The sequence below is a fragment of the Martelella sp. NC20 genome, from assembly GCF_013459645.1.
Taxonomy (GTDB): Bacteria; Pseudomonadota; Alphaproteobacteria; order Rhizobiales; family Rhizobiaceae; genus Martelella.
The window spans coordinates 5,226,602-5,240,411 of record NZ_CP054861.1 but is presented as its reverse complement, the minus strand read 5'-3'; the positions used below and the strand labels follow the sequence as shown (position 1 = coordinate 5,240,411).

General features: G+C 62.7%; 13 protein-coding genes. 7 read left to right on the top strand and 6 right to left on the bottom strand.

Annotation, left to right across the window (positions count from 1 at the left end; translation table 11 throughout):
* Positions 1 to 18: 18 nt before the first annotated feature.
* The 7 genes from rplS (at position 19) to HQ843_RS24975 (ending at position 7,515) form a co-directional block, all read left to right on the top strand.
* Positions 19 to 486, top strand: a complete 468-nt coding sequence (gene rplS, locus HQ843_RS25005; RefSeq protein ID WP_180900661.1) for a 50S ribosomal protein L19 — start codon at positions 19 to 21, stop codon at positions 484 to 486.
* Positions 487 to 665: 179 nt separating this feature from the next.
* Positions 666 to 842: a hypothetical protein gene (locus HQ843_RS25000; protein ID WP_180900662.1), complete on the top strand. Its 177-nt coding sequence runs from the start codon at positions 666 to 668 to the stop codon at positions 840 to 842.
* A 93-nt stretch (positions 843 to 935) separates the two neighbouring features.
* Positions 936 to 1,736: a transporter substrate-binding domain-containing protein gene (locus tag HQ843_RS24995; protein WP_180900663.1), complete on the top strand. Its 801-nt coding sequence runs from the start codon at positions 936 to 938 to the stop codon at positions 1,734 to 1,736.
* Between the two features lie 15 nt (positions 1,737 to 1,751).
* A complete protein-coding gene (locus HQ843_RS24990) occupies positions 1,752 to 2,606 on the top strand; it encodes an amino acid ABC transporter permease (RefSeq protein ID WP_180900664.1) in 855 nt (284 codons plus the stop codon).
* A gap of 268 nt (positions 2,607 to 2,874) precedes the next feature.
* Positions 2,875 to 4,284 (top strand): 3-isopropylmalate dehydratase large subunit, encoded by a 1,410-nt coding sequence (leuC, locus tag HQ843_RS24985; protein WP_180900665.1) that lies wholly within the window; start codon positions 2,875 to 2,877, stop codon positions 4,282 to 4,284.
* Positions 4,285 to 4,617: 333 nt separating this feature from the next.
* Positions 4,618 to 6,330 carry a thiamine pyrophosphate-binding protein gene (locus tag HQ843_RS24980; protein ID WP_180900666.1) on the top strand — a complete coding sequence of 571 codons (1,713 nt, stop codon included), beginning with the start codon at positions 4,618 to 4,620 and terminating at the stop codon, positions 6,328 to 6,330.
* A gap of 333 nt (positions 6,331 to 6,663) precedes the next feature.
* Positions 6,664 to 7,515 (top strand): IclR family transcriptional regulator, encoded by an 852-nt coding sequence (locus HQ843_RS24975; RefSeq protein ID WP_180900667.1) that lies wholly within the window; start codon positions 6,664 to 6,666, stop codon positions 7,513 to 7,515.
* Positions 7,516 to 7,563: 48 nt separating this feature from the next.
* Here the strand turns inward: HQ843_RS24975 and argE are convergent, their stop codons facing one another.
* The 6 genes from argE to HQ843_RS24945 form a co-directional block, all read right to left on the bottom strand.
* Positions 7,564 to 8,664: an acetylornithine deacetylase gene (gene argE, locus HQ843_RS24970; RefSeq protein WP_180900668.1), complete on the bottom strand. Its 1,101-nt coding sequence runs from the start codon at positions 8,662 to 8,664 to the stop codon at positions 7,564 to 7,566.
* Positions 8,665 to 8,741: 77 nt separating this feature from the next.
* Positions 8,742 to 9,761 carry an extracellular solute-binding protein gene (locus HQ843_RS24965; RefSeq protein WP_180900669.1) on the bottom strand — a complete coding sequence of 340 codons (1,020 nt, stop codon included), beginning with the start codon at positions 9,759 to 9,761 and terminating at the stop codon, positions 8,742 to 8,744.
* 83 nt (positions 9,762 to 9,844) lie between these two features.
* Positions 9,845 to 10,645 (bottom strand): ABC transporter permease, encoded by an 801-nt coding sequence (locus HQ843_RS24960; protein WP_180900670.1) that lies wholly within the window; start codon positions 10,643 to 10,645, stop codon positions 9,845 to 9,847.
* Complete coding sequence (locus tag HQ843_RS24955; RefSeq protein WP_180900671.1) at positions 10,642 to 11,517, bottom strand: ABC transporter permease; 876 nt, start codon at positions 11,515 to 11,517, stop codon at positions 10,642 to 10,644. Before HQ843_RS24955 ends, HQ843_RS24960 begins: the two co-directional genes overlap by 4 nt.
* On the bottom strand, positions 11,514 to 12,587 hold the full coding sequence (locus tag HQ843_RS24950) for an ABC transporter ATP-binding protein (RefSeq protein WP_180900672.1): 1,074 nt from the start codon (positions 12,585 to 12,587) through the stop codon (positions 11,514 to 11,516). The genes HQ843_RS24955 and HQ843_RS24950 overlap by 4 nt, the downstream gene beginning before the upstream one ends.
* A gap of 238 nt (positions 12,588 to 12,825) precedes the next feature.
* Positions 12,826 to 13,779, bottom strand: a complete 954-nt coding sequence (locus HQ843_RS24945; protein ID WP_180900673.1) for a LysR substrate-binding domain-containing protein — start codon at positions 13,777 to 13,779, stop codon at positions 12,826 to 12,828.
* Positions 13,780 to 13,810: the final 31 nt, after the last annotated feature.

Here is a 13,810-nt window from a genome sequence, read left to right as displayed (position 1 = left end):
TGACAAGAGGTAAGACCGATGAACATCATCGAGCAGATCGAAGCTGAAGAAACCGCGCGCATCAATGAACTGCGCAAACTTCCCCCGTTCGAAGCCGGCGATACCGTGCGCGTCGACGTCCGCGTGACGGAAGGCACCCGCACCCGTGTGCAGGCCTTCGAAGGCGTGTGCATCGCCCGTTCCGGCGGCGGCATCCACGAGAACTTCACCGTTCGCAAGATTTCCTACGGCGAAGGCGTCGAGCGCGTATTCCCGGTTTACTCGCCGCAGGTTGAAGGCGTTGAAGTTATCCGCCGCGGCAAGGTTCGTCGCGCCAAGCTCTACTACCTGCGCGACCGTCGCGGCAAGTCGGCCCGTATCGCCGAAAACACGTCCGTGCGCTCGCGCCGTCTGAACGACGAGGCCCGCGAAATCGCTGCCACAGCGCGTGCCGCTGCAAAGGCCGAGAAGGAAGCTGCCGCCGCCGCAAAGGCGAACGAAGCATAGGCTTTTATCGAGGCATTCGAATATCAAAGAGCCGCCTCAGCGCGGCTCTTTTTGCATTTCCGGGTTGCGAAAGTTGGGTTTGACAAGAAAAAGTCGAAATCGCTTCCTATCTACGGCATCCTTGAAACGATAAGCCGGTTGTCGCCAAGGACGATCGGCGAAATGGAGCAGAAATGTTCATGCGACGCGTCAAAGTGGCTGACGCAACCCGGATACTGGGAACCATCGCCACACCCGTCCTCCACCCCAGAATGCTGACGCGCGACGTGTTCGAGTTTCTGAGCGACGACGACCCGGAACCGCTCAGTTATCCGCCTTCGGGCGAGGTCCCGAAGCGAAGCGGGCTCCCGCACTGATGGCCTTCATGCGGTTTCGGACAGAGACAGACTTGCGTTTTCCTGCCGGGATATGACACCTTGCGGCAATCATCTGCTGCAAGGAGTTAGATCATGTTTTCGAGACGCGCCCTTTGTGCCGCGGTTCTGGTTTCGCTGGGCGCGTTTGCAAGCCCGTTACTTGCCGCCGAACTGCCCGATCTCGGTGGGCGGACCGTGACCGTCGTTTCCGAAAATACCTATCCGCCGCTGCAATTCATCGATCCCGCGACGGGGGAGGCGATCGGCTGGGAATATGACGCCGTCGCCGAGATCGCCGAACGCCTCAATCTGGATATCGAATACACCACGACAAGCTGGGATGCGATGATCCAGGCGATCCATGACGACCAGTACGATATGGCCATGAACGGCATCACCATCCGCGACGACCGCAAGCAGATGGTCGATTTCTCCGAGCCCTACATGCATTCCGAAATGCTGATGCTGGCGCGCGGCGATGAGGACCGGTTCTCCGATGCGGAGAGTTTCGCGGCCCTGGATGACGGCCTGATCGGCTCGCAACCCGGCACCACGCCGTTTTATACCGCCGTCTACGAAGTGCTGGACGGCGACGAACAGAACCCGCGCATCAAGCTCTACGAGACCATCGGGGCGGCGATCCAGGCGCTCAGAGTAGGCGATGTCGACCTGGCGCTGACCGACAGCACGGCGGCAAACGGCTATGTCAGGGTTTCGAACGGCGCTCTGAAGCTGATCGGCGGGCCGCTCGGCGCCGAGGATTTCGGCTTCATCTTCCCGCCCGGCTCGGATCTCGTGGCGCCGTTCAATGCCGCGATCACGGCGATGGCCGCCGACGGCACGCTCGACGCGCTGAACCAGAAATGGTTCGTCGACTACGCCATGGGCCAGTAAGCCGTTGGGCGGGGCATGAGCTTCCAGAAACTGCCCGCCGGCAATGCGGGCGAGCGGCCGTGGTGGCTCTACGCCTTTCTGGCGCTCGCGGGCGCCGCGGGCATAGCGATCGCCGTCAACGGGCTTTACGCCCAGGTATTCGCCGTTGTCGCCAAAGGCATTTGGGTCACGGTGTTCGTGACGCTGGTCGCCTTCGCGCTGGCAACGGTCATCGGCATGGCGATCGCGCTGATGGGGCTTTCAGGCCATGTGGCGCTGCGTCAGGCCGCGCGTTTCTATGTCGAGATCGTCCGTGGCATACCGATCCTGGTGCTGCTTTTCTACGTTGCCTTCGTCGGCGCGCCGGCCATGGTCGCCTTCGCCAATCTCGCGATGACGCCGCTGATCGACGCCGGTATCATGGACAGGATCGTGGTGCGGGATTTCTCGCTGATGTGGCGGGCGATCATTGCGCTTACCATCGGCTACGCGGCCTTCATCGCGGAAATCTTCCGGGCCGGCATCCAGGCGGTCGACGAGGGGCAGATCGAGGCGGCGCAGGCGCTGGGCCTCGGCCGGTTCCAGCGGTTCCGGCTGATCATCTTTCCGCAGGCGATCCGCACCATCTTCCCGCCGCTTTCCAATGACTTCGTGTCGATGGTGAAGGATTCCTCGCTGGTCTCCGTGCTCGGCGTTGCCGATATCACCCAGATGGGCAAGGTTTACGCGGCAAGTTCGTTCCGTTTCTTCGAAACCTATTCGATCGTCGCCTATATCTATCTGCTGCTGACGATCGGCCTGTCGCTGATCCTGCGCGGCGTGGAGCGCAGGATGCGGCGCAGGGCCGGGTTTTCGCGCGATGCCGGCCCGGGGCCTTCCCGTCCGGCATGACGCGTCCGGCCAGTTTCGAACCATTCTCGGAAGAGATTGCCGTCATTGCCGAAAGCTGGTAATAACCCGGTCCATGAGGACCATTGAACATTGCAATCAGGCCGTATCTCCAAGGCCCTTCGTTCTGCAGGACAGGAAACGCCTGCCGGGACGGTTCTTTGCGATGATTTCCGGCGCGCTCAACGCCCGACTTAGCTGATCGCCTCCAGCTTGACGTCGGCTTCGCGCCGTATTTTCCTTTTTTCTTCGACATATGGGTCATGAAATCATGAGCAAGGCTCGCACAATTTACGACAAGATCTGGGACGACCATCTGGTGGACAGCCAGGACGACGGCACCTGTCTCCTCTACATCGACCGCCACCTGGTGCATGAAGTCACCAGTCCGCAGGCGTTCGAAGGTCTGCGTCTGGCCGGGCGCAAGGTCCACGCGCCGGTGAAGACGCTCGCCGTCGTCGACCACAACGTGCCGACCACGCCGGACCGGGTCAACGGCATCAAGAACGAGGAAAGCCGCATTCAGGTGGCAGCCCTTGCCCAGAACGCACTCGATTTCGGCGTCGAATACTATTCCGAGAAGGACAAGCGCCAGGGCATCGTCCACATTGTCGGCCCCGAGCAGGGCTTCACGCTGCCGGGCATGACGATCGTCTGCGGCGACAGCCATACCTCGACGCATGGCGCCTTCGGCGCGCTGGCGCATGGCATCGGCACCTCGGAGGTCGAGCACGTGCTCGCCACCCAGACGCTGATCCAGTCGAAGGCCAGGAACATGCTGGTGCGCGTCGACGGCAAGGCGCCGGAAGGCGTCACCGCCAAGGACATCATCCTCGCCATCATCGGCGAGATCGGCACCGCCGGCGGCACCGGTCACGTGATCGAATTCGCCGGCGAGGCGATCCGCGACCTTTCGATGGAAGGCCGCATGACGGTCTGCAACATGACCATCGAGGGCGGCGCCCGCGCCGGCCTGATCGCGCCGGACGAAAAGACCTTCGAATATATCAAGGGCCGCCCGCGCGCGCCGCAAGGCGAGGCCTGGGACAAGGCCGTGGAATACTGGCGTTCGCTGACGACCGATGAGGGCGCGGTCTATGACCGCGTCGTCACGCTCGATGCCGCCAACCTGCCGCCGATCGTGTCCTGGGGCTCGTCGCCCGAGGATGTCGTCGCCATCACCGGCGAAGTGCCGAATCCGGACGATATCGCGGACGAGAACAAGCGCACCTCCAAGTGGCGGGCGCTGAAATATATGGGCCTTGCGCCTGGCACGAAGATGACCGATGTCGCCGTTGACCGCGTCTTCATCGGCTCCTGCACCAATGGCCGGATCGAGGATCTGCGCGCCGCCGCCGCCGTCGCCAAGGGCCGCAAGGTAGCAAGCACCGTCAACGCCATGATCGTGCCGGGCTCCGGGCTCGTCAAGGAACAGGCGGAAGCGGAAGGCCTCGACAAGGTCTTCCTCGATGCCGGTTTCGAATGGCGCGAGCCGGGCTGTTCCATGTGTCTGGCGATGAACGACGACCGGCTGAAGCCGGAGGAGCGCTGCGCCTCGACCTCGAACCGCAATTTCGAGGGCCGTCAGGGCTACAAGGGCCGCACCCATCTGGTTTCCCCCGCCATGGCCGCCGCTGCCGCCATCGAGGGCCATTTCGTGGATATCCGCGACTGGAAGTAGGACCTCGGGGACGGTCCATTCCGAGAAAGTTCAGGAGGGGCGGAGCAATCCGCCCCCTTTTTTTGTTGATAAATCGCGTAACAGGTCACGGAGCCGCATCCCTCTCCACCGTCACCCCGGACTTGATCCGGGGTCCAGCAAGCGCCGGGTCCTTGCGCAAAGACTCTTGTCTGAAATTCATCACAAGCTGCCCTGGATGCCGGGTCGAGCCCGGCATGACGGACGAACTTGGCAAGAAGGGCAGTGCCATCAATAAATCCACATAACAATACAAAATTGCGCTTGGCAGAATTAATACGATTGATTATCCTCCCCTCAAAATGGAGGAAATCGATGAAAACCAATGAAGGCGTCATCAAAACATTTATCGAGGCCGGCATCACGCGCGGCTTCACGCTGCCGGGCCTCGGGATCACATGGTCGCTGCCGGCGTTTTTCGATCGCAAGGACGAGTTCGAACTGGTGCTGGCGCGCTCCGAGCAATCGGCGTCGGTGATGGCGCAGGTCGCGGGCAAGCTCACCGGCCGCCCGGGCCTGTTGATGGCGCAGGGGCCGTTTTCGACCTCGACCGGCGCTTTCGGGATTCTGGAGGCGTATTTCTCCTCGTCGCCGATGGTCGTGCTCACCGACACGTCCTGCTATGACGGCTTCGCCCAGTATGGCGTCTACCAGACCATGACCGGCGATTACGGCGCCGGCGACGCCTTCGCGGTGATGAAGACCATGACCAAATACGCCACCTATGCGACCACGCCGGCGGAAGCGATCTACGGCACCCAGCTTGCGGTCAAGCATGCCATCACCCCGCGCCAGGGACCGGCGGCGGTGGTGATGCGCACCAACATCATCCGCGAGGAGGTGCCGGAAAATCCGCGCGCCAAACTCTATCCGACCGAGGGCTATCTGCGCTCGACCCCGATGAAGCCGGACGGCGATGCGCTGCACAAGATCGCCGAGACCCTGAAGGCCGCCGAACGTCCCGTCATCATCGCCGGCAATGGCGTCTATATGAGTCGCTCCGGCGAGATGCTGTCGCGGTTCGCCAATCGCGAGGGGATCGCGGTCGCCTCCAGCTATCACGGCAAGGGCGTCATTGACGAGACCACGCCGGTCGCCGTCGGCATGATGGGCAACTGGGCGGCGAAATCGGCCAACCGCATGGTTCAGGCCGCCGATGTCATCCTCGTGCTCGGCTGCAGCCTCGGTCCGGAATATACCCGTTTCCGCGACGAGAAGATGATGCGTCCGGGCGAGCAGACGATCATCCAGGTCGATCTCGATCCGCTGAACGCCGGCTGGGTCCTGCCGGTCGACATGGCGGTGACGGCGGATGCCGCCGACGTGATCCGCTATCTGCTCGATGCCACAGGCGTCGACCAGCGGCAGGCGGAAGGGCGCAAGGACTTCATCGGCAAGATCAAGGCGGATAACGGCTATGGCGACCTGCCACACTACAAGACCCGCCCCGGAACGGTGCACTACGCCGATATCATGCGCGGGCTCGACGGCTTCCTGACGCCCGACGACCTCTTGACCCTCGACGCCGGCACCAACCGCATCTGGGCGACCTCGTCGCTGCCGCTCAGAACGCCGCATCAGCTTGTCGCCCCCGGCGGCATTGGCGGCATGGGCTGGTCGACGCCGGCGGCCACCGGCGCCAAGATCACGTGCCCGGAAAAACGCGTCACCGGCGTGATCGGCGATGGCGGTTTCGTCATGACCATGGATGCGATCGCGACGGCCGCCGAGAACAATCTCGATGTCGTCTATGTGGTCGCCAACAATGCCGGCCTCGGCATGGTGCGCGACAATCTCGGCAACAAGGCGATCGGCGTCAATTTCGGCGATCACGACTTCGCCAAGGTCGCCGAGGGCCTCGGCGGCTCGGGGATTACGGTAACGGAAGCCGATCAGATCGGAGATGCGATCAGGGAAGGCCACAGACGCGGCGGTCCGGTCGTGATCGACGTCAAGGTCGATCCGGCGGCAAGCCACCGCGATTGCTCCGATTACGACGACCTGCCGGATCCATCCGCCCTCAAATAGGAATTTTGTCCTTCCCGCGCCCGTCAAACCCAATGACAAACGGGCGCGGGATGGGTTAGAGCCCTTCAGGCTGAAATGGACGCAGTTCTGTTTGCCCAAACCGGTTCTTCCACGCGAAGAAGCCCGCGCGGCATAGCCATAGCGAAGGGCTTCGACAAAGTGGAGGGCCGGTTTGGGCGAACCCGCAGGGCGGCAAGGAATTTGCGCCATTACCGGCGGTCTTCGGCTTGGACATAGCGACGGCTATGCCCGGCGCCAAAGCCCTTGGTTCTGGCGCAAATTCCTTGCCGCAGAACGCTTCCATTTCAACCTGAAGGGCTCTAAACAAGGTTCATGAGCGAGGACAACGATACAAATGATCAGCCTGTCCGGCGGCGCGGCCGCCCACGGCAGGATATCGGGGCCGCCGCCCTGAACGAGGAACGGCCGTTCGTCAGTTCGCTGGCGCGCGGTCTTTCGATTCTCAGAGCCTTCCGGGCGGACGACAAGGTTCTGGGTACGCAGGCGCTTGCAGAACGCACGGGGCTGCACAAGACCACGGTCTCGCGGCTGCTCGGCACGCTCACCAAGCTCGGCTATCTGCGCTACATGCCGGAATACGGCAAATATGCCGTCTCCAACCAGGTGCTGACGCTCGGTTATGCGGCGATCGGCCGGTTCGGCTTCGGCGAGCTCGTGCGTTCCCATATGGACCAGATGGCGGCGGAAGGGGATTGCGTCGTGGCGCTGTCGGTGCGCGACGGTCTCGATATGATGTTCGTGGAACTGGTGCGCCGCCCGACGGCGGTGGCGCTCAATCTCAATGTCGGCTCCCGCATTCCGCTGGCCGAAAGCGCGCCCGGCCGGGCCTATCTTTTCGCCGTGGGCGAAGACGAGCGGACGGAGGCCTTCAGGCAGCTTTCCGATCTCCATCGCTCCGCTTGGGAGAAGGAGAAACGCCCGGCGCTCGAGGCGGCATTGTCGCGCATGGCGGGCAACGGCTATTCGGATTCCTTCGGGGAATGGGTTCCCGGCCACAACGCCATCGGCGTTGTCCTGCGCGCGCCGATGACCGGCGATATCTACACGCTGAGCGTTGGCGGCAATGCCCGCAACCTGCCGCCCGAAAAGCTGAAACTGGTCCATCTGCCGATGCTGATGCGGGCCGCCCAGGAAATCTCCGCGCTTTCCGCCGGCAATTTCTGAAGCGCATCCGGGGAAAGCGGCTACCGGTGTTGCTTCCGGTGAGAGAACCTACGACGACGTGACGCGCTTCAGAAAGCCGAGGCAGGCGACCAGTTGGTCGATGGCGATGGATTCGTCGGGTTGGTGGCCGTCATCCATCGTACCCGGCCCGCAGACGATGGTGGGAATGCCGAGGCGTGAGAAAAATCCGGCTTCCGTGCCGAAGGCGAGCTTGAGCGGGGCGGCGAGCACATCCATGACCGGGCGGAGCGCGGGATCCTTCGGATCGGTATCGAGGCCGGGATAGGCGCCGGTCTCGATGATCTCGATGCCATCCGGCAGGCCGGCGCGAATGTTCTCCAGAATGTCGGCGGGGCGCTCAGCGGCAAGGTGGCGGATCTCGAAATCGACATCGGCCCTGTCGGGGACGATGTTGAGCGCCTTGCCGCCCTGCATGATGCCGGCGTGAACCGTGGAAAAGGGCGGTTCGCAATCGCCATCGCGCGCGCCGTCCGCAATGAGACGCGCCTGCTCGGCCCTGAGCGCCATGATCAGGTCGGCGGCAAGATGAAGCGCGTTTTGAAACTTCGGCGCCATGGCGCTGTGGCCCGGCGTGCCGCGGCATACGGCATGGTAGCTCGCCTTGCCCTTGTGGCCGATGGCGGGCCGCATCAGCGTCGGTTCGCCGACAATGCAGAGATCCGGCCGGCCCAGAAACGGAATGATCCGGTCGATCATCTGGGGAATGCCCCGGCAGCCGACCTCCTCGTCAAAGCTGAGGGCGATCATCACCGGGCGATCCGGCGCATGCGCGCGCAGGCTTTCGCCATGTGCCAGAACGCAGGCGACAAACCCCTTCATGTCCGTGGCGCCGCGACCGTAAAGCCGGTCATCGAGGCGCGCCAGTTTGAACGGATCGCGGCTCCAGGCCTGCCCCTCCACCGGCACCACGTCGGTATGGGCAGACAGCAGCACCCCGCCCGCGCCGCCGCCGAACCGCGCCAGAAGGCCTGCCTTCGCTCCGCAGGCGGAAGGGAGCCGGGCAACGCTGAAACCGGCCTGTGTCAGTAACGTCTGGACCCAGTCGACAAGGTCGAGGTTGGAGGCGGACGATATGGTCTGAAAGGCGACGAGCTTTTCCAGGATTTCACTGACGCGGTCGATCGTCATGGTGGCCTCATCGAAAACAGGGGGCGGGCCCGGTCCCCGCGTGGAAAGACCGGGCCCGCCCTCAAAGTCACATTGGATTACTGCAGCAGGTCAGTCCAGACCTTGGTGACAAGATCCTGTGCCTGCGGGTTGCAGGCCTCGGAGAATTTCACCGGAACGGTCGGGAACAGTTCCGGCGCGTTTTCGGGCGTGAACTCGGCCTTGCTCTCATCCAGCGCGACGGGCGCGGAATGGCCGTAGTAATTGTACTGGATCGTGGCGTTCTCGACGGCCGAGATATAATCGATGAACGCCTTGGCGTTATCGACGTTCTCCGCACCCTTCGGCACGACGAAGCTGTCGAGCCAGCCGACGAGGCCTTCCTTCGGCATGGCATATTCGAGATTGGCGCCATCGCGGCGGGCGCGGCCCTCATTGCCGTCCCACCAGAAATGCATGGCGACCTCGCCGGAGCCGAGACGGTTTTCGATATTGTCGGAGGAATAGGCGGCGACGAACGGCTTCTGCGCCTGAAGCAGGTCGTAGACCTTCTTCATTTCGGCCTTGTCTTCCGAGCAGAAGGGAATGTCGAGATAGAGTTGGGCGGCGCCCACGACCTCGTCCGGATAGGAAAGCGAGGCGATCTTGCCCTTCAGCTCTTCCGGCGGCTCGAAATAATAGGACCAGCTGTCGATCGGCCCCGTGTAAAGGTCGCGGTTGACGGCGTAGCCGGCCGTTCCATAGGCAAGCGGGATGGAGTAGCGGCTTTCCGGGTCCCACCATTCGCCTTTCCAGCGGTCATCGACCTGGCCATAGGCCGCCATGTCCTTCGCGTCGATATCTTCCAGAAGGTCCTGGTCGACCATGATCTTCACGAAATGCTGCGACGGCGTGACGAGGTCATAGCCCGAGGCGCCCGCCTGCAGCTTGGTCAGGACATCTTCGTTGGAGTTGAAGGCGTCGACATTGACGGTGATGCCGGTTTCATTCGAGAAGGCCTCGATGACCTCGGGCGAGATGGAATCCGACCAAGCGTAGATGTTGAGCGTGCCGTCCGCCAGAGCGGGGGTGGCAACGGCGACGGAAATGATGGCTGTCGCCAGCAGATGCTTCTTCATGTTCACTCTCCTTCGTTTACCTTGTTTGTTGGCGCTTTTGCGCTTCTTGCGGCGGGCGATGCCCACCAGACCTTTTGATGTGGCTATTCCCGCCGCATGGCGCGGGCGCTTGCGACAAGCGCCAGGGTTGCCAGAACCAGCGAGACGAGAATGATGAGGGTCGAGATCGCGTTGAGCTCCGGCGTCGTACCCTGTTTTACGAGCCCGAAAATGTAGACCGGAAGCGTCGTCGCGCCGCCCGAGTTCAGCATGTTCGAGGTGATGAAATCGTCCATCGACATGACGAAGGCGAGCATCATGCCGGCAAACAGCCCCGGTGCGATCAAGGGCAGGGTGACGCGGCGAAACGCCGTCATCGGCGTGGCATAGAGATCGCGCGCCGCCTCGTCATAATCCGGGCTCATGCCCTGAAGCCTTGCGCGGATGGGCAGAAAGGCGAATGGCGTGCAGAATGTCGTATGGGCGATGGCGAGCTTGACCATGCCATCGGAGATGCCGAGCTGCGAAAACAGGATGAGCACGGCGACCGAGACAACGATTTCCGGCAGAAGCAGCGGCAGGTTGACGATGGTTTCGGACAGCCGGGCGAACCTCAGCCCCGGCGTCCGCGTCAGAACCAGAGCCGCGGCAAGGGCGATCAGCGTGGAGCAGAGCGTGGCGATCACGGCAACCGTCAGCGACACCTCGACGGAAGAAAGCAGCGCCCGGTTTTCGAGCGCGCTCGCATACCATTTGGTCGAAAACCCGGTCCACACCGAGACGATGCGGTTCTCATTGAAGGAATACCAGATGACAACGGCGATCGGCAGATAGAGCCAGAGGAAGAAGACGGCGGTAAACAGCCGGCCCCCCGGATAATGTCGGATATTGGCGGTCTCGCTCATGACAGCACCTTCATCGCGTTTCTGCGCGCGCGCTGGGCATTGATGGTCAGGACGATGGCCGCCATCGCCATCAGCACGACCGCGACGGCCGAGCCGAAGGGCCAGTTGCGCCCGCCGCCGAACTGGGTCTGGATCAGCGTGCCCATCATCATCTGTTTGCCGCCGCCGAGGATCATCGGCTCCAGAACCGTGCCGAGCGCGGGCACGAAGACGAGGATCGCGCCGGCGGCAAGACCCGGCCAGATGAGCGGCAGAATGATGCGGCGCGCCGTGACCCAGCGATCGGCGTAGAGGTCGTGGCTTGCCTCCAGAAGCGCGCCGTCGAGCTTTTCCACCGTGGCATAGACCGGCAGCACCATCAGCGGGATATAGCTGTAGACCATGCCCGTCAGCATCGCGCCGGGGGTAAACAGCAGCGTGTCGAGATCACCGCCGCCGAAGAACTGCCAGACCTTTTCGATGATGCCGTTATTGCCGAGAATGATCTGCCAGGCATAGACGCGCACGATCATCGAGACCCAGAAGGGCAGGGTCACCAGATAGAGCAGCAGCGTCTTGGTTTTCGGCTTGCAGAGCGAGATCACGTAGGCGACGGGAAGCGCGATCGCCATGCAGATCAGCATGGTCGCCGCCGCCAGAAGCACGGTCCGGCCGATGATGACCAGATATTTCGGGTCGAATTCGAGCTCGCCCGACCAGCCCTCGGTAAACAGGATCTGGCGATAGGCGTCGAAGGAAAAGCCCCAGGTGAACCCACCATAGGCGCCGCGCTCGGCAAGGCTGACGGCGATCACGATGCCGACCGGAACGATCAGCGTCAGCCCCATCACCAGCCAGGCGGGCAGGAGCCCGAAGACGGCGCCTTTCCTCATCGGCCCAGTATCCGGATGCTGTCGCCGTTGAAACCGATGCGGACCGTCTGGCCGATCGCATAGCGTTCGGCGTGGGAAACGGCATTGCGCCGGAAGACGCGAAGGGAGACGCCGCCGGTCTCGACCGTATAATGAGTATAGCCGCCCATATAGTTTCGGGCGCTGACGGTGCCGGTGAGGGCTTCGCCGACGGCCTGGTTTTCCATGCCGATCTTCTCCGGCCTGAGCGACATGGTCGCGCTACCTTTGGAGACGACGCCCTTTTGCGGCGCGGTAAGCTCGATGCCGAACGGCGTCCTGACGCGGGCATGGCTGCCATCGACGCTCAGCACCTCGCACTGCATGAAATTGGTTTCGCCGACGAAATCGGCGACGAACGCATTTTCCGGTTCCTCGTAGACCTCGTCGGGCGTACCGATCTGCTGCACCCGGCCGTCCCCCATCACGCAGATGCGGTCGGACATGTCGAGCGCTTCTTCCTGATCATGGGTCACGAAGATGAAGGTGATGCCGGTCTTGCGCTGAAGGCTGCGCAACTCGTCGCGCATGGCCTGCCGCAGCTTCAGGTCAAGGGCCGAAAGCGGCTCGTCGAGCAGCAGCACCTGCGGTTCCGGCGCAAGCGCGCGGGCCAGGGCAATGCGCTGGCGCTGGCCGCCGGAAAGCTGGGCCGGGCGGCGGGAGGCGAATTTCTCCATATGCACCAGCGACAGCATCTCCTCCACCCGCCGCTGCCGCCGCGTCTTCTCCCAGCCTAGGTTCTCAAGGCCGAAGGCGATGTTCTGCGCCAGCGTCATGTGCGGAAACAGGGCGTAGCTCTGAAACACGGTGTTGACGCGGCGCTTGTGCGCGGGAAGCGCGTCGATGACCTCGCCCATCAGGGCGACATCGCCGGAAGTCGGCGTTTCGAAACCGGCGATTATGCGCAACAGCGTGGTCTTGCCGCAGCCCGACGGGCCAAGCAGCGTGAAGAATTCATTCTCGCGAATGGTGAAGCTGACGCGGTCGAGCGCCTGATAGTTGCCGAAATGCTTCGACACCTCAAACACTTCTACAGCTCTGCCTCGCTCCATCAAGCAGCTCCGAACTTCCGCCGCAGGCCTCTCTTCCCGTGGCGATAAAGCCGGGAAAAGCAACGCGTGCAGCCAGATTGACAATTGCAGTGACGTCAATTTGGCGGAACGCAGCTTGAAGTAAATTACGGCTTGTGAAACCCCGGATTAGGCTGTGCCTAATTGCATAAGGGGTAAGCAAAAGCCTCTGACTTAGGCATTGGAGGCCCGAAATCGAGGCATCTCCGGCCAGGCTCTTCTAGAAATCCCGCCTGAGCCCGTTGGGCCGGACATGCATGCCCGGAGCGCCCATATCGGTGATGCGGCTGCGCGCGTGCTCGACAAAAGCTCTGGTCGTCAGCGACTGCTCCCAGCCCTCCGACATCAGCAGGCCGAGTTTCAGCGCCCGGACAGGTCCGGTGAGCGGTACGAAGCGCAGCCTGCGGCCATCGGGCGCCAGATCGGTCAGGGGACGGATATTGGCCAGCGAGTAACCGAAGCCGTTGGCCACCAGCGAGCGCATCACCGCCATGTCGCGGGTGCGCTCGGAAATCTGCGGAGCCACGCCGGCCGCGCTGAAAAAGGACAGGAAATATTCAGCGCTCATCGGCAGGTCGAGCAGCACCATCGGATATTCGGCAAGCTCGGACGGCGCCACGCTTTCGCGGTGGGCCAGATCATGCGTCTCGTTGATCAGCGCGTAGGGCGGCAGCTCGATGAGCGGCAGAAAATTCAGGTCGGAGGGTATATTGAGGTCATAGGTCAGCGCCAGATCGATCCGGGCGGCGCGCAGCGCGTCGAAAAGCTCGGCCTGATCGCGCTCGAACTGGCGGATATGCACCTCGGGGTAAAGATCGACGAAGCTGCGCCTGATCTGCGGAAGCACGATCTGGGCGAAGGTCAGCAGACAGCCGATATGGAGCGGACCGCGCACATTGCCGGTGATCTCGTTGGCGAGCGCATTGAGGCCGGCGGCCTGGCCAAGCAGCGCGCGCACCTGTTCCATGAAGCGCGTGCCGCCCTGGGTCAGCGACAGCCCGTGGGCATGGCGGCGCACGAACAGCTTCAGGCCGAATTCAGCCTCAAGCTGCGAAATCGCCGCCGATATCGACGGCGAGGACACGTTGATGCGCTCGGCGGCAAGCGCGATCGAACCGCACTCACCGACGGCAAGAAAATACTCCAGTTGACGGAGCGTGAAGCGTAAGGCCATCTCTAATCCGGCTGCGGTTCAGGTTCGCCCC